Annotated in this window: 18 protein-coding genes; 12 read left to right on the plus strand and 6 right to left on the minus strand. The window is 71.0% G+C overall.

All coding sequences use genetic code 11. The features are described 5' to 3' along the window. Positions 1–21: 21 nt before the first annotated feature. From FM112_RS10975 to FM112_RS10985, 3 genes are all read right to left on the minus strand, one after another. On the minus strand, positions 22–630 hold the full coding sequence (locus FM112_RS10975) for a TetR/AcrR family transcriptional regulator (protein ID WP_087007438.1): 609 nt from the start codon (positions 628–630) through the stop codon (positions 22–24). Between the two features lie 99 nt (positions 631–729). Next, complete coding sequence (locus tag FM112_RS10980; RefSeq protein WP_087007512.1) at positions 730–2,028, minus strand: AMP-binding protein; 1,299 nt, start codon at positions 2,026–2,028, stop codon at positions 730–732. Between the two features lie 132 nt (positions 2,029–2,160). Beyond that, positions 2,161–2,616 (minus strand): hotdog fold thioesterase, encoded by a 456-nt coding sequence (locus FM112_RS10985; protein ID WP_087007440.1) that lies wholly within the window; start codon positions 2,614–2,616, stop codon positions 2,161–2,163. A 217-nt stretch (positions 2,617–2,833) separates the two neighbouring features. On the opposite strand from FM112_RS10985, the gene paaA reads away from it, so the two are divergent. The 6 genes from paaA to FM112_RS11015 are packed head-to-tail and all read left to right on the plus strand — an operon-like array spanning position 2,834 to position 7,511. Continuing rightward, entirely contained in the window at positions 2,834–3,832 is a 999-nt protein-coding gene (gene paaA / locus FM112_RS10990) for a 1,2-phenylacetyl-CoA epoxidase subunit PaaA (RefSeq protein ID WP_087007441.1), read from the plus strand. 40 nt (positions 3,833–3,872) lie between these two features. After that, entirely contained in the window at positions 3,873–4,184 is a 312-nt protein-coding gene (gene paaB / locus FM112_RS10995; protein WP_140400658.1) for a 1,2-phenylacetyl-CoA epoxidase subunit PaaB, read from the plus strand. Further along, on the plus strand, positions 4,181–5,011 hold the full coding sequence (paaC, locus tag FM112_RS11000; RefSeq protein WP_087007445.1) for a 1,2-phenylacetyl-CoA epoxidase subunit PaaC: 831 nt from the start codon (positions 4,181–4,183) through the stop codon (positions 5,009–5,011). Before paaB ends, paaC begins: the two co-directional genes overlap by 4 nt. Before the next feature lie 6 nt (positions 5,012–5,017). Continuing rightward, positions 5,018–5,554 (plus strand): 1,2-phenylacetyl-CoA epoxidase subunit PaaD, encoded by a 537-nt coding sequence (gene paaD / locus FM112_RS11005; protein ID WP_087007447.1) that lies wholly within the window; start codon positions 5,018–5,020, stop codon positions 5,552–5,554. Next, positions 5,554–6,705, plus strand: coding sequence for a 1,2-phenylacetyl-CoA epoxidase subunit PaaE (gene paaE, locus FM112_RS11010; RefSeq protein ID WP_087007449.1), 1,152 nt, complete (start codon positions 5,554–5,556; stop codon positions 6,703–6,705). The genes paaD and paaE overlap by 1 nt, the downstream gene beginning before the upstream one ends. A 35-nt stretch (positions 6,706–6,740) precedes the next feature. Further along, the gene (locus FM112_RS11015; RefSeq protein WP_087007513.1) at positions 6,741–7,511 is read left to right on the plus strand and encodes an enoyl-CoA hydratase/isomerase family protein; all 771 of its coding nucleotides are present in this window, start codon (positions 6,741–6,743) and stop codon (positions 7,509–7,511) included. Here the strand turns inward: FM112_RS11015 and FM112_RS11020 are convergent, their stop codons facing one another. Continuing rightward, positions 7,512–10,010 carry a DNA topoisomerase (ATP-hydrolyzing) subunit A gene (locus FM112_RS11020; protein ID WP_087007451.1) on the minus strand — a complete coding sequence of 833 codons (2,499 nt, stop codon included), beginning with the start codon at positions 10,008–10,010 and terminating at the stop codon, positions 7,512–7,514. It abuts the gene before it with no gap. Positions 10,011–10,103: 93 nt separating this feature from the next. Here FM112_RS11020 and FM112_RS11025 point away from each other — a divergent pair, with 93 nt between their 5' ends. After that, positions 10,104–11,240, plus strand: coding sequence for an alkaline phosphatase family protein (locus FM112_RS11025; protein ID WP_087007453.1), 1,137 nt, complete (start codon positions 10,104–10,106; stop codon positions 11,238–11,240). Between the two features lie 10 nt (positions 11,241–11,250). Here FM112_RS11025 and sepH read toward each other — a convergent pair whose 3' ends face one another. Further along, on the minus strand, positions 11,251–12,300 hold the full coding sequence (sepH, locus tag FM112_RS11030) for a septation protein SepH (protein ID WP_087007455.1): 1,050 nt from the start codon (positions 12,298–12,300) through the stop codon (positions 11,251–11,253). Positions 12,301–12,490: 190 nt separating this feature from the next. Between sepH and FM112_RS11035 the strand changes: the two genes are divergently transcribed. Further along, a complete protein-coding gene (locus tag FM112_RS11035) occupies positions 12,491–12,787 on the plus strand; it encodes a DUF4193 domain-containing protein (RefSeq protein ID WP_087007457.1) in 297 nt (98 codons plus the stop codon). Positions 12,788–12,861: 74 nt separating this feature from the next. Here FM112_RS11035 and FM112_RS11040 read toward each other — a convergent pair whose 3' ends face one another. Further along, on the minus strand, positions 12,862–13,314 hold the full coding sequence (locus tag FM112_RS11040; protein ID WP_087007459.1) for a DUF3093 domain-containing protein: 453 nt from the start codon (positions 13,312–13,314) through the stop codon (positions 12,862–12,864). Positions 13,315–13,381: 67 nt separating this feature from the next. Between FM112_RS11040 and dut the strand changes: the two genes are divergently transcribed. The 4 genes from dut to acnA all read left to right on the plus strand — a co-directional run bounded on the left by dut (position 13,382) and on the right by acnA (position 18,303). Continuing rightward, on the plus strand, positions 13,382–13,828 hold the full coding sequence (dut, locus tag FM112_RS11045) for a dUTP diphosphatase (protein WP_087007461.1): 447 nt from the start codon (positions 13,382–13,384) through the stop codon (positions 13,826–13,828). Positions 13,829–13,843: 15 nt separating this feature from the next. Beyond that, entirely contained in the window at positions 13,844–14,599 is a 756-nt protein-coding gene (locus FM112_RS11050; RefSeq protein ID WP_087007463.1) for a DUF3710 domain-containing protein, read from the plus strand. Next, positions 14,596–15,414: a DUF3159 domain-containing protein gene (locus FM112_RS11055; protein ID WP_087007465.1), complete on the plus strand. Its 819-nt coding sequence runs from the start codon at positions 14,596–14,598 to the stop codon at positions 15,412–15,414. Before FM112_RS11050 ends, FM112_RS11055 begins: the two co-directional genes overlap by 4 nt. Before the next feature lie 72 nt (positions 15,415–15,486). Continuing rightward, the gene (gene acnA / locus FM112_RS11060) at positions 15,487–18,303 is read left to right on the plus strand and encodes an aconitate hydratase AcnA (RefSeq protein ID WP_087007467.1); all 2,817 of its coding nucleotides are present in this window, start codon (positions 15,487–15,489) and stop codon (positions 18,301–18,303) included. The last annotated feature ends 116 nt before the right edge of the window (positions 18,304–18,419 follow it).

Here is an 18,419-nt window from a genome sequence, read left to right on the forward strand (position 1 = left end):
GACCGGCGGGGCGGCCGCCGGTCAGCGGGGCCGGAGCCCGTCGAAGACGAGGCCGACCACGAGGTCGCCGAGCGCATCTGCGTCGAGGGATCCGCCGGGCCGGTACCACTCGGTGATCGAGTTCACCATGCCGAACACGAGCCGCGTGGCGGTCTTCGGGTCGATCTCGGCCCTGAGCTCGCCGGCCTCGTCGGCGTCGCGGACGAGGTCCGCGACGGCGCGGTCGAAGCGGCGGCGCCGGGCCAGGGCCTCGCGCTCGAGCTCGGTGTTGCCGCGCAGCCGCAGCAGCAGCGTCACCGATTCGAGCTCCCGCACGAGCGCGTGCACCGTGCCGCGCAGCACGAACTCGAGCCGGGCGGTGATCGGCTCGGCGGCGGGCTGCCCCGCGAGGACGGTCTCGAGGGAGGAGAGCGCGCGGTCCAGCGCGCTCGCGAGGAGGTCCTCCTTGCTCGCGACGTGGTGGTAGATCGCGGATTTCGAGACCCCGAGCCGCTCCGCGATCATGCCGACGGTGGTGGCCTCGTATCCGTGCTGGTTGAACAGCTCGACGGCCGCCGTGATGACGTCCCGCCGGTCGTTGCCCGGTCGTCCCCGCTTCGGCGTCTTGGTGATGGTCTCGTTCGAGGTCATGGCTCTCTCTGCTCGCGCGATGCGATCCCGCGGATGCGCCGGGATCCGAGAACGGGTGGCGGCGAAGAACGCCGCCACCCGTGCCCGCGCCGCACCGTCTCAGTGCGATCGCTCGTGCCGAGGATACTCGCTGACATCGCGGTCGCGATAGTCGTGCACTCGCTTGGCCTTGCCCTCGGAGCGGGGCAGCGTGTCGGGCTCGACCACGCAGACCCGCACGCTGGAGCCGATGGTGAGCTTGATCGACTCCTGCAGGCCCCGCCCGCAGGCCTCGCCCGCGGCGGCGTCGAACTCGGGCCGGCGCTCGATCACGACGGTGAGCTCGTCGAGCCGCTTCGGGCGGGTGAGCTCGAGGTGGTACTGGGGCGCGAGCGCCTCCTGCCGCAGCGCGAGCTCCTCGATCTGCGAGGGGAAGAGGTTGACGCCGCGGAGGATGATCATGTCGTCGGTGCGCGAGCGGACCTTCTGCATCCGGCGCATGGCGGGCCGCGCGTCTCCGGGCAGCAGCCGGGAGAGGTCCTTGGTCCGATAGCGGATGATCGGCATCGCCTCGCGGGTGAGCGAGGTGAACACGAGCTCGCCCTCCTCGCCGTCGGGCAGCACCCGGTCGAGCCGGTCGGGGTCGACGATCTCGGGGAGGAAGAGATCCTCCCACACGGTGGAGCCCTGCTGGTGCTCCGCCGACTCGCCCGCGACCCCGGGGCCCATGAGCTCCGAGAGCCCGTAGATGTCCACGGCCTTGACGCCGAGGCCCCGCTCGAGCTCCTGCCGGACCTCCTCGGACCAGGGCTCCGCGCCGAGGATGGCGATCTCGATCGGGGTATCGGTCGGATCCATGCCGTTGCCGCGCATGTAGTCGAGGATCGTGAGCAGATAGGACGGGGTGCACATGATGATCCGCGAGCCGAAGTCCTTCATGAGCTGCACCTGCCGCGGCGTCTGCCCGCCGGACATGGGGACGACGGTGAGGCCGGCCTTCTCGGCGCCGGTGTGGGCGCCGAGGCCGCCCGTGAACAGGCCGTAGCCGTACGCGTTGTGCACGATATCGCCCGGGCGGGCGCCGGCGATGCGCAGCACGCGGGCGACGCCCTGCGCCCACACGTCGAGATCGCGCTCGGTGTAGCCGACGACCGTCGGCCGGCCCGTGGTGCCCGAGGAGGCGTGCACCCGGCGCACCTGCTCCATGGGCACCGCGAAGGTCTCGAACGGGTAGTTCCGCCGGAGGTCCTCCTTGGTCGTGAAGGGGAACTTCGCGAGGTCCTCGAGGCGCCGCAGGTCGTCCGGGTGCACGCCGTGCTCGTCGAACTTCCGGGTGTACATGGGCACGTGCTCGTAGGCGTGCCGGAGGGTCCAGCGGAGGCGCTCGAGCTGCAGCGCCTCGAGCTCCTCGCGGCTCATCTGCTCCTCGGGGTCGAGTCCCTCGAGGTCGAATGGGAGTGCGTTCACAGCGGTTCCTTCTCGGCCCGTGTCGGCCGTGTCGTCGTTGACGGTGGGCGGGCGTCCCGGATCTCCGTCGATCCGGGAGGCCGGTCACGCCCGGGGCTTGGGGATGGTGCGGCTGCGGCCGCGGAAGAGCATGATGCGCACGGGCTCCTCGTCCTCGGGCCCGCGGGCGAAGACCTCGATGTCGTAGACGCCGCTGCGGCCCTCGTGGACGGCCTTGGCGTGCGCGGTGAGGGTCTGGCCCTCCACCGCGGGGCGGAGGAAGTTCACGTCGACGCCCGAGGCGACCGTGATGGTGCCGTCGTCCTCGTGCGAGTTGCAGGCGAGCGCGAAGGCCGTGTCGGCGAAGGCGAAGACCATGCCGCCGTGGGCGATCGCGAAGCCGTTGAGCATCTCGCGCCGCAGCTCCATCTCGAGCACCGCCTCGCCCGGCAGGCTCTCGAGCACGCGGATCCCCATCCACCGGCTCGCGAAGTCGTCCTCGAGGATGCGGTGGCCCCGTGCCAGGGAGCCGTAGGAGACCGGGGTCGGTTCCGTCGTCATTCTTCACCCCTTCGTGAATTCCTGAACAGGTCTACAGTAAAGTGCCCGGTCGGGGGCTTGTCAAGGTGGGAATCCGCCCCGCCCTGCTTGACCTGGCGGGAATCCGGCATAAACTGAACGTACGGTCTGTAAATGCCCGGCCGCGGAGCGCCGGGCCGGAACGATCGCCCACCGCAACGGCGCAGGACTGACGATCGACGCGAAGGAGACGCCCGAGATGTCGAGCAACGTAACCGAGATTTCCCCCGCGGAGCAGCCCTCCGAGGCCGCGCTCGAGCGCGCGCAGGCGCAGTTCGACGCGATCATCGCCGAGGACTCCCGCATCGAGCCCGCCGACTGGATGCCCGAGGCCTACCGCAAGACGCTGACCAGGCAGGTCGCCCAGCACGCGCACTCCGAGATCATCGGGATGCAGCCCGAGGCGAACTGGATCACGCGGGCGCCCTCGCTCAAGCGCAAGTCCATCCTCGTCGCCAAGGTGCAGGACGAGGCCGGGCACGGGCTGTACCTCTATTCCGCGGCCGAGACGCTCGGCACGACCCGCGACGAGATGACGCAGCAGCTCCTCGACGGCAAGGCGAAGTACTCCTCGATCTTCAACTACCCGGCGCGCTCCTGGGCCGACATGGGCGCGATCGGCTGGCTCGTGGACGGCGCGGCGATCTGCAACCAGGTGCCGCTGTGCCGCTGCTCCTACGGCCCCTACGGGCGCGCCATGGTCCGCATCTGCAAGGAGGAGTCCTTCCACCAGCGCCAGGGCTGGGAGATCCTCTACACCCTCTCGCACGGCACCGCGGAGCAGAAGCAGATGGCCCAGGACGCCGTCGACCGCTTCTACGGCCCGGCCCTGCAGATGTTCGGCCCGCCGGACGACCAGTCGCCGAACTCGAAGCAGTCGATGGCCTGGAACGTCAAGCGCTTCTCGAACGACGAGCTGCGCCAGCGGTTCGTCGACATGATCGTGCCGCAGGCGGAGGCGCTGGGGCTCACCCTGCCCGACCCGGACCTGCGCTGGAACGAGGAGCGCGGCCACTACGACTTCGGGGAGCTCGACTGGGACGAGTTCTTCGGCGTGATCAAGGGCAACGGCCCCTGCAACGCGCAGCGGCTCGCGCGCCGGCGCGAGGCGCACGAGAACGGCGCCTGGGTGCGCGAGGCGGCCGCCGCCTACGCGCGCAAGCAGGCCGAGGCGGCCGCGGAGCAGGCCGCCGCCTAGCCCGACCGGACGCGTTCGACACTCGATGGGGAGAATACGAATGAGCAGCACCGAATCCACCGCCCCCCGACGCAGCCAGTGGCCGCTCTGGGAGGTCTTCGTCCGGTCCTCGCGCGGGCTGAGCCACGTGCACGCGGGCTCGCTGCACGCGCCCGACGCGCAGATGGCGCTCCGCAACGCGCGCGATCTCTACACGCGCCGCAACGAGGGCGTCTCGCTCTGGGTGGTGCGCAGCGAGGACATCACGGCCTCGGACCCCGATCAGAAGGACGCCTTCTTCGAGTCCGCGCAGGGCAAGCAGTACCGCCACGCGACCTACTACACGAAGTCGGAGGGGGTGAAGCACCTGTGACCGCCGGCTCCGGATTCGACTCCGCCACGCGCATCTCCGCGGGCTACGCGCTCAGCGCCGAGGAGATCGCCGGCTCGGGCCGCATCGCCGAGGAGGACGTCGCGCAGTACGCGCTCCGGCTCGGCGACGACGCGCTCGTGCTCGCGCAGAACATGATCTGGTGGGTCTCTCGCGCGCCCGAGCTCGAGGAGGACATCGCCCTCGGCAATATCGCCCTCGACCTGCTCGGCCACGCCCGGGTGCTGCTGACCTATGCCGGGAGCGCCTGGGGGCGCAGCGAGGACGACCTCGCCTACTTCCGTGAGGAGGAGGAGTTCCGCTGCCTGCACCTCGTGCAGTTCCCGGGGCACGACTTCGCCGAGACCATCGCCCGGCAGCTCATCTTCGCGGAGTACGCGTTCGAGCTCCACTCCCGGCTGCGCGGATCCTCGGACGAGACGCTCGCCGCCATCGCCACCAAGACGGCCAAGGAGCTCGACTACCACGCCGACCACGCCGAGCAGTGGACGCTGCGGCTCGGGATCGGCACCGAGGAGGCCAACCGCCGGCTGCAGGCGGCGCTCGACTACTTCTGGCCCTATCTCGACGAGCTCTTCGAGGACGACGAGCTCATCGACCGGCTCGACGGGGTGGTGCCCCGCCCCTCCGAGCTGCGGGAGCCCGTGCTCGAGCGCATCACCGCGACGATCGAGGAGGCCGGGCTGCGGGTCCCCGACGTCAGGCAGGCCGCGACCGGCGGCCGCCGCGGCGAGCACCGCGAGGCGCTGGGCCCGCTGCTCGCGGAGATGCAGGTGCTCGCCCGCAAGCACCCCGGCGCCACCTGGTAGGCCGCGATGCAGCAGCACACCAGCCCACCGGCGGCCACGAGGCCCGAGGACCGGGCGGCGGCCCGCGTCTGGGACGTGGCGCGCACCGTCAAGGACCCCGAGATCCCCGTGCTCGACATCGCCGAGATCGGCATCCTCCGCGACGCGCTGGTCGCCGAGGACGGGACCGCGCAGGTGATCATCACGCCCACCTATTCGGGCTGCCCCGCCATGGACGCGATCAGGGCCGACGTCGAGCACGCGCTCCGCGAGGCCGGCTACGAGCGGGTCGAGGTGACGCTCACGCTCACCCCGGCCTGGACCACCGACTGGATGACGCAGGAGGGCCGGCGCAAGCTCGAGGAGTACGGCATCGCCCCGCCCACCGGCAGCTCCGCGATGGGCATGCGCCGCGGACCGAAGCGGCTCGCGCTGGCTGTCCGCTGCCCCCGGTGCGGCTCCATCGAGACCAATGAGCTGAGCCGCTTCGGCTCGACCTCGTGCAAGGCGCTGTACCGCTGCGCCTCCTGCCGCGAGCCATTCGACTACTTCAAGGTGCACTAGTGACGACGAACGAGGCGCGGAAGCGCGCGGTATTCCACCCCCTGGAGGTGAGCGCGGTGCGCCGCCTCACCGACAACGCGATCGAGGTGTCCTTCGCGGTGCCCGAGCCGCTCCGGGACGAGTACGACTACGTCGCGGGGCAGTACGTGGCGCTGCGGACCGAGATCGACGGGCAGCAGGTGCGCCGGAGCTACTCGATCTGCGAGGCGCCGACGCCCGGGACCATCAAGGTCGGCATCAAGCGGGATCTCGGCGGCCTGTTCTCGAACTGGGCGAACGACACGCTCGCGGCGGGGGACACGATCGAGGTGATGAGCCCGCAGGGGCTGTTCGTGTCGAAGCACGAGTTCACCGGCATGAACGACGCCGACCGCGTGAGCGGCGAGGCCGTGGCCCGCGGCGAATCGCATTTCGTCGCGGCTGCGGCGGGGTCCGGCATCACCCCGATCATCGCGATCGCGAAGTCGCTGCTCGAGCATCCCGGCACGCAGGTGGATCTCGTCTACGTCAACCGCGCGGCGTCCGAGGTGATGTTCCTCGAGGACCTCGCCGACCTCAAGGACCGGTATCCGGCGAGACTCGCGATCCACCACGTGCTCTCGCGCGAGCAGCGGCAGGCGCCCATCTACTCTGGCCGGCTCGACGCCGAGAAGCTCGGGCAGCTCCTCGACCGGCTCATCGACGTCGAGCGGGTGGACGAGTGGTTCCTCTGCGGCCCCTTCGACCTGGTCCAGCTCATCCGGGACGAGCTCGCCGGGCGCGAGGTGCCCGCCGACCGAATCCGCTACGAGCTGTTCTCCACCGGCCAGCCGGGGGAGGGCGCGCAGGCGAACCGCGGGAGGCCCGTGGAGGTCGACCCGGAGGGCGAGAACTTCGAGATCGGGTTCGTCCTGGACGGCCTCAGCGGCGAGGTGAAGTCGCCGAAGGACGCGCACGAGACGGTGCTGAACGCCGCCCTGCGGGTGCGCGCGGACGTGCCCTTCGCCTGCGCGGGCGGCGTGTGCGGCACCTGCCGCGCCAAGGTCGAGCGCGGCACGGTGGAGATGGCGGAGAACTACGCGCTCGAGGCCGACGACGTCGAGAACGGGTACGTGCTCACCTGCCAGTCCAGACCCACCTCGGACCGCGTGCTCGTCGACTTCGACAAGTAGCGGATCGGAACGCACGGAGGAGGATGCCCATGGGCATGATCGACCTGACCATCACGGAGGGGCTCGCCGAGCTCGTGCTGGACGCGCCCGCGAGGCGCAACGCGCTCGACGCGGAGGCGCTCGAGGAGCTCTCGGGCGCGCTGCGGGCCGCGGAGAGCCGCGGCGCGCGGGCGCTGCTGCTCAGGGGCGCGGGGCCGGGCTTCTGCGCGGGCCGCGACATCTCGGCGGTCGACCCCGCCACCGACGACGTCGACGACTTCCTCGGACGACGCGTGACGGGCGTGCTGCGGCAGCTCGCCGAGTTCCCCGCACCCACGTTCGCCGCGGTGCACGGTGCGTGCCTCGGCGTGGGGCTGGGGCTGGCGATCGCCGCGGACGTGGTCTACGTGGGCGAGCGCGCGAAGATCGGCTCGCCGTTCGCGAACCTCGGGGCGACCCTCGACTCCGGCGGCCACTGGCTCTTCGTCGAGCGCCTCGGGCCGCATCGGGCGCTCGACCTCGTCTACACCGCGGAGCTCATGTCGGGCCGCGAGGCCGTCGAGCAGGGACTGTTCAGCCGCTGGGTGGCGGATGAGGAGCTGCTCGAGTTCGCTCGCGCCCGAGCGCGGCGGGCGGCTGAGGGGGCGCGACTCGCCTTCGCCGCGTCCAAGGGGCTCGTGGCGGAGATCCGCGATCGGCGGCTCGGGCTATGGGAAGCGATCGCCGCGGAGAACCGGGCGCAGGCGGCCCTGTGCGCGAGCGAGGACTACGCCGAGGGGTTCCGCGCGTTCCAGGAGAAGCGCGCCCCGCGGTTCCGCGGTCGCTGACTAGGCGGCGCCGTCCGCCGCGCCGGGGGCGTCGCCCATGAGCCGGCCGACGGCGTCGACCGCGGCCTCGAGCTGCGCCCCGGAGGCGTCGCGCTTCGCGAGCCCTTCGGGGAGGCTGCGGATCGCCCCGTCCTTCGCACTGGCACGGGCCGGCGCGGGGCCGACCCAGGCGAGCGCGAGCCGGGATTCCGAGCGCACGAACCGCTGCGCGCGCACGCCGCCGGTCGCGCGGCCCTTGGCCGGGAACAGCGCGAACTCGCTCGTCTTCGCGCTGCCGAGCACGTCGCCGAACAGCGCCTCGTCGGCGCCGGGCTCCGCGATGGTCACGACCACGGCGCGCTCCGCCTCCTCCGCGGCGAGCACGCCGAAGCTGATGACCTGGGCCCCGGGGGAGAGCTTCATGCCCGCCATGCCGCCGGCGGCGAGCCCCTGGGGTCGGACCAGGCCGGCCGAGTAGTGCAGCAGCTGCGCGTCGCTCGAGACGAGCACGAGCTCCGAGTCGTCGTCCGCGCGGGCCGCGCCGACGACCTCGTCGCCGTCCTTGAGCGCGATGGCGCTCAGCTCGTGCTGGTTCTTCCACTCCACCGGGTTCACCCGTTTGACGACGCCCTGCCGGGTGCCGAGCGCGAGGGGCGCGTCCACGCCGAGCGGCACCAGGCCGACGATCCGCTCCGAGCGGTCGGCGATGCCGAAGTACTCGCGGGCGGAGACGCCCGCGCTCATGAGCACGGACGCGGCGGGGGAGGAGGGCAGCGAGACCGCGGTGGCGCGATGCACGACGCCACGGTTCGTGACGGCGCCGATCGCGCCGAGCGTGGTCGTGGCGACGTCGGCGAGGATCGCGTCGTGCTTGGAGCGGCGCCGCGGCTGCGCGAACGAGGCGTCCTCGCCGAGGTCCACCCGCAGGATCCGGCCGGTCGCCGAGAGCAGCACGCGGGTCGGCGCGTCCGGCACCTGCAGCGCCGTCTCGGCCCCCTTCTTCGCGGTGCGGGGCGAGGCGCGCACCTCGGCGTCGCCGCTGATGAGCATCGTCCGGCGCGGGGTCGCGAACCGCTCGGCGGTGTCGGCGAGCTCGGCGCCGACCTGCTCGCGCAGCAGCCGCTCGGAGGCGAGCAGCGCCTCGAGCTCGGCGATCTCGTCGCGCAGGCGGCCCGCCTCGGCCTCGAGCTCGATGCGCGAGAACTTCGTGAGCCGGCGCAGCCGCAGCTCGAGGATGTACTCGGCCTGCAGGTCGCTGAGGTCGAAGACGAGCTTGAGCCGGTCCTGCGCCGCCTCGGCGTCGTCCGAGGAGCGGATGATCTGGATGACCTCGTCGATGTCGAGGATCGCGATGAGCAGCCCCTCGACGAGGTGCAGCCGGTCCCTGCGCTTGCCGAGCCGGAACTCGCTCCGCCGCCGCACCGCCGAGATGCGGTGGCGCAGATAGACGTCGAGGAGGTCGCGGAGCCCCAGCGTCTGCGGCGCCTCGTCGACGATCGCCACGTTGTTGATGTGGAACTGCTCCTCGAGCGGGGTGTGGCGGTAGAGCTGCTCCAGCACCGCCTCGGGCACGAAGCCGGTCTTCAGCTCGATCACGAGCTTCATGCCGTGCTTGCGGTCGGTGAGGTCCTGGACGGCGGAGATGCCGGCGAGCTTCTTCGACTGCACGCCCTGCTTGATGCGGTCGATGACCTTCTCGGGGCCGACGAGGTAGGGCAGCTCCGTCACCACGATGCCCTTGCGGCGCGCGGTGACGTTCTCGATGGAGACCGTCGCGCGCATGCGGAACGAGCCGCGGCCGGTCGAGTAGGCGTCGCGGATGCCGTCGAGGCCGATGATGCGCCCGCCGCCGGGCAGATCCGGCCCGGGGACGTGCCGCATGAGCTCGTCGAGCGTCGCCTCGGGATTCGCGAGCAGATGACGGGCCGCCGAGATCACCTCCCCGAGGTTGTGCGGCGCCATGTTCGTGGCCATGCCCACCGCGATGCCGGAGGCGCCGTTGACGAGGAGGTTGGGCCAGGCGGCCGGGAGCACCTCGGGTTGCTGCAGCGAGTTGTCGTAGTTCGGGACGAAGTCGACGACGTCCTCGTCGAGCGACTCGGTGAGCGCGAGGGCTGCCGCGGTGAGCCGCGCCTCGGTGTACCTGGGCGCCGCGGGGCCGTCGTCGAGGGAGCCGAAGTTGCCGTGGCCGTCCACGAGCGGCACGCGCTGGGTGAAGGGCTGCGCGAGCCGTACGAGGGCGTCGTAGATCGCGGTGTCGCCGTGCGGGTGCAGCTTGCCCATGACGTCGCCGACCACGCGGGCCGACTTCACGTGCCCGCGGTCGGGCCGCAGGCCCATCTCGGTCATCTGGTAGAGGATGCGCCGCTGCACCGGCTTGAGCCCGTCCCTCGCATCGGGCAGCGCCCGCGAGTAGATCACCGAGTAGGCGTACTCGAGGAACGAGCCGCGCATCTCCTGCGAGACATCGACGTCCTCGATCCGCTCGACCTCGGAAGCGGAAGCAGTCGTCTTCGCCATGCGCCTCTTCTTCTCCTCGTTGCCGGCCCGGGGTGCCGGGTCGCGAATCACTGGCGGCCGCAGGCGATGACTCGCCTATGAAAAGATGGCCGGATGGAGCCAATCGTATTCAACAGCGACGGAATCGCGCCGACGCTCGCCGACGTGTTGCCGAACTGCCTCGCCGCGATGCGGGGCGAGCGCGGCCGGATGGGGCTCCCGGCGGTGCGCGGGGCGGTGGTGGTGCTGGTCGACGGCCTGGGCGAATCCCTGCTGCGCACGCGCGGCGGGCACGCCCGGCACATCGTGCGGGGCTGGCGGCCCGAGGACATCGCGGTGAGCTTCCCCTCGACGACGGTCGCGGGCATCACCTCGCTCATGACGGCCTCGCAGGCCGGCGCGCACGGCCTGGTGGGCTACTCGATCTGGGATCGCCGGACCGAGGAGTACCGCAACCAGTTGTCGGGGTGGGGCGAGGGGATGGATCCCGCGACGTGGCAGCTGCGGTCCACGGTCTTCGAATCGCTCGTCGCGGACGCGGACCCGATCGAGCCGTTCGTGGTCTCGACCGAGGACTACCGCGATTCGGGCCTCACGAACGCCTCGCTGCGGGGCGGCGGGTACCACGGGGCCGAGACGATGCTCGAGCGGGCCGAGCTGGCCGCGCGGCTGTGCCGGAAGGCGAGGCGGCCGCTCGTCTATCTCTACAACGCCGAGCTGGACCAGATCGGCCACAAGCGCGGGACCGAATCGGGCACCTGGCTCGAACGGCTCGAGGAGCTCGACCACGCGATCGCGAGGCTGCTGGATTCCCTGCCCGAGGACATCGGCGTGCTCATCACCGCCGATCACGGCATGATCGACATCCCGCGGGAGGCGCAGATCGACCTGCCGCCCGCGCTGCTCGAGGACGCGACGGCGGTGGCGGGGGAGCCGAGGCTGCGGCACGTCTACCTCCGGGACGAGGCGCGCGGGGACGTCCGCGCGCTCGTCGAGCGGTTCCGCGAGGCCGAGGGGGACCGGGCCTGGGTCTACGGGCAGGAGGAGCTGCTCTCGACGGGCCTCTACGGCGCCGAGATCGCGTCGGCCGCACGCGAGCGGATCGGCGACATCGTGATCGCGGCCCGGGCGCCGGTCACGTACTTCACCGAGACGATGCCCGCGAGCATGCGGCTCATGATCGGCCAGCACGGCTCGCTGACGAACGAGGAGACGGTCGTCCCGCTCATCCGCCACGGCGCGTTCCGCTGACGCGCCGGGCTCAGTCCTCGTCGCTCCGCGTGCCGAAGACGATCTCGTCCCAGCTGGGCATCGAGGGGCGGCCCCCGCGCTTGCGGGAGGAGCGGCCGCGGCCGCCCGCGGGCTCCGACCGGCTGTGGTCGATCAGGGAGTCGGGCTCCGAGGGCTCCGCCTCGGGCGCCTCCTCCTCTTCCGCGCCCTCCGCTGGGGCCGCCGAGGGGTGCTGCGCATCCCCGCCGCGGGCGAAGGGGGTCACGGTGCTCGACCCGCGGCCGCCCAGCTCGTACTCGGCCTCGCCCTCGACGTCGAGCTCGGCCTCCTCGGCGTAGGGGGAGTGCTGCCGCTCGCCGCGCCGGCGCCGCAGCGCCTCGAGCAGGTCCTCCGTCTCGTGCTGCGCGGGCGAGTGCTGGTCGGCCGGCGCCGTCGGCTGCTCCTCCGGCTCGGGCTCCTCGGCGCCCCGATGCTCCGCATCCGCGCCGACCGCGCGGAGATGCGGGCCGGCGAGCGAGCTCGGCTCGCTCTGCTGGGAGAGCGTGATCGCCGCGGGGGAGACCGGGTGCAGCGTGCGGGCGCGGGCGTTGAACTCCCAGAGGGCGCTGCGCGCGACGTCGTCGGCTGTGAACTCGAGGCCGATGTGCCACCCGGTCTCCGGATCCTTCCAGGCGTCCCAGCCGATGCCGGTGGCGCCGAGCTGCTCGAGGCGGCTGTCGATGGCGACGCCGAAGGTCGCGCCCTCGGCGGACATGGGATCGATCGGCGACATGAGGCGCACCGCCACGGCGCGGGCCTGGTCGACGATGTAGGCGCGCTCGGCGAGGATCGGGCCCTCGAAGCGCTGCACCGTCGCGAGATCGGCGCCGGTCTGCTCGACGACCTCCTCCACGCTGCGCCCGGCCCGGATCAGCTGCTGGATCTGGCGCGGGGGCACCCTGGGGCCCTCCGGCCGGGCCGCCGGCTTGGGGCGGAGCGCATCCCGCAGCACGTCGTCGGCGCGCAGGCGGAACCGCTCCCCGCGATCATCGGTCGCGATCAGCCAGTCGTCCTCGAGACCGACGAAGCGTAATTCCTGCATTCGAGACACCTCCACTACGATCCCGCCAATGGTCACAGACGAGTGCCCGGTTCTCCCGGATCGACCCCGCGCGCCGCCGAAACTGACCGCCCGGTAAACACGAGTTGCGTGTACCGTGCGCGTAGTGCAGAATAGCGCGCCGACAGGGGTTATTAACGCCTCAATTCGATTTCGACCACTTTGGACGGTTATGGCCACCGACTACGACGCACCGCGTAAGACTGAAGAAGATGCAGACTCGATCGAGGCGCTCAAGGAACGCGTGCCCGCGTCGGCGTCGCCCAATGTCGATATCGATCAGGGGGACGGCGTCCACGGCTTCGAGCTGGATGCCTCCGACCTCACGGACGTCGAGATCGAGACGGTGGTGATCCCGCGCCAGGACGACGAGTTCACGTGCATGGAGTGCTTCCTCATCAAGAACCGGTCGCAGCTCTCGCCCCAGTCGGTGGAGGGGCACCCGATCTGCAACGACTGCGCGGCCTAGTCTCGAGCCGACGCGCGACGCCGACCCGCTCCGGGTCGGTGTCGCGCGTTTCCGGGGCGTACACGCGCCGAGGGTCAGGAGTCGAGCCTCGACTTCGCCTCGTCGATGGCGCGGACGACCTGCTCGGGGTGCCGGGTCGAGAAGAGCCAGTAGGGGATGGGATCGCGCTCGTCCACGATCTCCACCCGGGCCGTGGTCGACACCCAGCCGCGCAGGCAGGTCCACGCCCGGGCGTCGAGCCTCGGCCCGGTCTGCGCGCGGGAGGCCTCCGCGGTCGGATAGGCGGAGGCGGCGCCGAGGTAGTGCAGCGGCACCTGGGCCGAGCCGACCCGCAGGGTGGTGGAGGTGACCTCGATGGTCGGCGAACCGGAGTACAGCGCCACGCAGAACCCGAGGAATACGGCGATGCCCAGGATGATTCCGACCGCGCGATTGATCGGCATGAACACGATGATGATCGCCGGGACGATGAGGGCGCCGAAGATGTAGACCCAGATCGATGGAGCGACGCGTTCTCGATAAATCACTCCGCTATCTCACCACCCCGAGCGGCACGGATCCTGAGTCCCCACCTGCATCCGATAACCTCCTAGGGTGAATTCCTCGATCGAGATCCCAGTCACCGGCACCGTTCCCGCATACGCGAACCCGGGCGACGCGGGGGCGGACCTCGTCGCGGCCGCGACGCTCGTGCTGGCCCCCGGCGAGCGCGCCCTGGTGCCGACCGGGACGGCGATCGCGCTGCCGGCGGGGACGATGGGGCTCGTGACGCCGAGGTCGGGGCTCGCCGCGAAGCACGGCATCACGATCGTGAACGCCCCCGGGGTGATCGACTCCGGCTATCGCGGCGAGCTCAAGGTGACCCTGCTCAACACGGACGCGTCCCGGCCCTATACGGTGAACCGCGGAGACCGGATCGCGCAGCTGCTGGTGCTGCCGATCCCCGCGGTGCGCTTCGAGGCGGTGGAGGAATTGCCGGAGGGCGAGCGGGGCACGGCGGGATTCGGCTCGAGCGGTTACTCGAGCCCGGTACAGGAGTAGGACGAAAGAGCGACTATGGGACTGTTCGACATCTTCAAGCGCAAGGAAGAGACCATCAAGGCGGATCGCCTCGTGATCGAGGACGAGGAGGGCGAGGAGCCCGAGCCCGAGGACGAGGTCGAGGAGGAGGAGTTCGAGAAGGAGGCCCCCGAGGATCGCGCTGAGGCCGGGCCCCTCGACGTCGAGGAGTACGAGGGGGACGCCCCCGTCATCGACCTGGGCGCGCTGCGCGTGCCGGCCAGGCAGGGGCTGTCCCTCCGGCTCGAGTTCGAGGAGAAGACCAAGCGCGTGATCGCCGTCGGCCTCGACATGGCCGGCTCGACGCTGCAGGTGCAGGCGTTCGCCGCGCCCAGGTCGAGCGGGCTGTGGCGGGACGTGCGGACCCGGCTCGCCCAGCAGGTCGAGAAGCAGGGCGGCAGCGCCGAGGAGCAGGACTCCGTGCTCGGCACCTCGCTGCGGACCTCCGTGCCGGTGGCGAAGGGCGACAGCAAGGCCCGGGTGGTCCGGTTCTACGGCGTCGACGGGCCCCGATGGTTCCTCCGCGGCGTGGTGACCGGCCCGGCGACCGGCGACGAGGAGCGGCTAGAGCAGCTCCTCGAGCTCTTCCGCGGCATCGTGGTGGTGCGCGGGACGAAGCCGATCCCGCCGAAGGACCTGCTGCCGCTCACGGTGCCGAAGGTCATGGCGGAGCAGATGGCGGCCGCCGCGGCGAAGCGGCGCGCGGCCGAGGCCGGAGACGGGCGGACGGACGGCGGGGCCGGACGGTCATGACCGCCGACCGCGCCGCGTCGCCCGGGCCGGACGGCGCGCAGCCGAAGGAGGAGGCCGAGCTGCAGGAACGGCTCGGCGCGGCCGCGCGCGGCTCGTCCTTCGGCCGGGTGGCGGAATCCGCGACCACGGGCAGAGCGCTGCTCGCCGCCATGGGCGGTGCGATGGGCATCGTCGAGGCGCTGGTCCCGGGCATCCTCTTCATCGTGCTCTACGTGGTCGCCACGCGGGCCGAGTCCGCCGGCGCGGCGCTGCCGCTCGGCATGGACGCCCTGTGGCTGTCGGTCGCGGTCCCGGCGCTCGCAGGCGTCGTCTTCCTCGTGATCCGGCTGCTGCGCCGGCAGCCGGCGGCGGCCGCGATCGGCGGCCTGCTCGGCCTGCTGCTGAGCGGCTTCCTCGCCCTCCGCAGCGGCGAGGGCACCGACTACTTCGTCCTCGGCTTCTGGACGAACGCGCTCTACGGCTCGGCGCTGCTCGTCTCCATGCTCGTCGGGTGGCCCCTGATCGGCATCGTCACGGGCGCGCTGTTCGGATCCTGGCGGGACTGGCGCCGGCAGCGCGGCGTGTTCGTCTGGATGCAGGTGATCACGGGGGTGTGGGTCGCGTTCTTCGGGGCCCGCCTCGCCGTGCAGCTGCCCCTCTACTTCGCCGGCGCCGTGGAGGCGCTCGGCGTCGCGCGGCTCCTCATGGGGCCGCCGCTGTTCGGCGTGCTGGTGGTGATCACCGTGTTGTTCGTGCGCGCGGTGCACGCACCCGCCGGCAACGCACGGTCGGAAGACGCAGCTCCGACCGACCGGCCCGACGCGAGTCGGGCGTGAATCCGGAAGAGCGCACTTAAGCTAAGATATCTCGACATCGAGAGACTTTTTCGACCAATCGTAAGGAGCACCGTGAGCGCAGTGAACAGCTTCGGGGCCAAGGACGTCCTGAACGTCGACGGCAACGATTATGAGATCTATCGGATCGACAAGGTGGCGGGGCACGAGAAGCTGCCCTTCAGCCTCAAGGTTCTGCTCGAGAACCTCCTCCGCACCGAGGACGGCGCCAACGTCACCGCGGAGCAGATCAACACCCTCGGCAACTGGGATGCCGCGGCCGAGCCCAGCACCGAGATCCAGTTCACCCCCGCCCGAGTGGTGATGCAGGACTTCACCGGCGTCCCCTGCGTGGTGGACCTCGCGACGATGCGGGAAGCGGTGAAGGACCTCGGCGGCAATCCCGAGACCATCAACCCGCTCGCGCCGGCCGAGCTCGTCATCGACCACTCGGTCATCGCGGAGCTCTTCGGCACCACGGACGCGTTCGAGCGCAACGTGGAGATCGAGTACGAGCGCAACGGCGAGCGCTACCAGTTCCTGCGCTGGGGCCAGGGCGCCTTCGAGGACTTCAAGGTCGTCCCCCCGGGCACCGGCATCGTCCACCAGGTGAACATTGAATACCTCGCCCGCGTCACCTTCGTCCGCGAGGTGGACGGAGTCAGGCAGGCCTACCCCGACACGCTCGTCGGCACCGACTCGCACACCACCATGGTGAACGGCCTCGGTGTGCTCGGCTGGGGCGTCGGCGGCATCGAGGCGGAGGCCGCGATGCTCGGCCAGCCCGTCTCGATGCTCATCCCCAAGGTCGTCGGCTTCAAGCTCAAGGGCTCGATCCCGACGGGCGTGACGGCCACCGATGTGGTCCTCACGATCACCGACATGCTGCGGCAGCACGGCGTGGTCGGCAAGTTCGTCGAGTTCTACGGCGACGGCGTCGGCGAGGTGCCCCTCGCGAACCGCGCCACGATCGGCAACATGTCGCCCGAGTTCGGGTCGACCGCGGCGATTTTCCCCATCGACGGGGAGACCCTGAACTACCTCCGCTTCACCGGCCGCTCGGAGGAGCAGGTGAAGCTCGTGGAGGCCTACGCGAAGGAGCAGGGGCTCTGGCACGACCCGGCCAGCGAGCCCGTGTTCTCGGAGTACCTCGAGCTCGACCTCTCTACGGTGGTGCCCTCCATCGCCGGCCCGCGCCGCCCCCAGGACCGCATCGAGCTGTCCAAGGCGCAGGAGCAGTTCGCGAACGACCTCACCGACTACGCCGACACCGAGATGGACTCCGTGGACGTGCTGAGCGAGGCGAGCTTCCCGGCCTCGGATCCGGGCAAGCTCGACGACGGCGCGCCGGAGTCGCTCCACTACGAGCGCCCCGCGCACCCACACAAGCGCGCCTCGAAGACCGTGACGGTCGAGAACAAGGGCGAGGCCTTCGAGATCGACCACGGCTCGGTAGCGATCGCGGCGATCACGTCCTGCACGAACACGTCGAACCCCTCGGTGATGATGGCCGCGGGCCTGCTCGCCCGCAACGCGGTCGAGAAGGGGCTCGCCACCAAGCCCTGGGTCAAGACGACGCTCGCACCCGGCTCGAAGGTGGTCACGAACTACTACGAGAAGGCCGGCCTCACCGAGTACCTCGACGACCTGGGCTTCTACCTCGTCGGCTACGGCTGCACGACCTGCATCGGCAACTCGGGGCCGCTGGACGACCCCATCTCGCAGGCGATCAACGACAACGACCTCGCCGTCACGGCCGTGCTCTCGGGCAACCGCAACTTCGAGGGCCGCATCAACCCCGACGTGAAGATGAACTACCTCGCGTCGCCGCCGCTCGTGGTCGCCTACGCCCTCGCCGGCAGCATGGACTTCGACTTCGAGCAGCAGCCGCTCGGCAAGGGCAAGGACGGCGAGGACGTCTACCTGGCCGACATCTGGCCCGCCGCGGACGAGGTGCAGAAGGTCATCGACGCCTCGATCGACACCGACATGTACACCAGGGAGTACGCCTCGGTGTTCGAGGGCGATGAGCGCTGGCGCTCGATCCCCACGCCGACCGGCTCGACCTTCGAGTGGGACTCGGAGTCGACCTATGTGCGCAAGCCCCCGTACTTCGAGGGCATGCAGCTCGAGCTCACCCCGGTGCAGGACATCGAGAACGCCCGCGTCCTCGTCAAGCTCGGCGACTCGACCACGACCGACCACATCTCGCCCGCCGGGTCGATCGCGGCGGCGAGCCCCGCCGGCCGCTACCTGGCCGAGCACGGAGTGGAGCGCCGCAACTTCAACTCCTACGGCTCGCGCCGCGGCAATCACGAGATCATGATCCGCGGCACGTTCGCGAACATCCGTCTCAAGAACCAGCTGCTCGACGGCGTGCAGGGCGGGCACACCCGCGACTTCACGCAGGAGGGCGGCCCGCAGGCGTACATCTACGACGCCGCGCAGCACTACGCGGCGGAGGGCACCCCGCTCGTCGTGCTGGGCGGCAAGGAGTACGGATCGGGGTCCTCGCGCGACTGGGCGGCGAAGGGCACGAGCCTGCTGGGCGTCAAGGCGGTCATCACCGAGAGCTTCGAGCGGATCCACCGCTCGAACCTCATCGGCATGGGCGTCGTGCCGCTGCAGTTCCCGGCCGGCGAGTCCGCCGAGTCGCTGGGCCTGGACGGCACCGAGTCGTTCTCGATCACCGGCCTCGAGCAGCTGAACGAGGGCACCACGCCCAAGACGGTGCACGTCGTGGCCGCACCGACCGAGTTCTCGGCCGAAGGCCGCGAGCCCGTCGAGTTCGACGCGGTCGTCCGCATCGACACCCCCGGCGAGGCCGACTACTACCGCAACGGCGGCATCCTGCAGTACGTGCTGCGCTCGCTCGTCGCCAAGGAGCAGTAGTCCTCCGAGCATGACGATGTCGGCGGGTCCGTTCGCGGACCCGCCGACATCGCGTTTCGGGGGCGGGCCCGGCGGTAGGATCGGGGGATACGCGTGGCGGGCCCTCGGGACGGGCC

This window comes from Gulosibacter sp. 10 (assembly GCF_900163695.1).
GTDB lineage: Bacteria > Actinomycetota > Actinomycetes > Actinomycetales > Microbacteriaceae > Gulosibacter.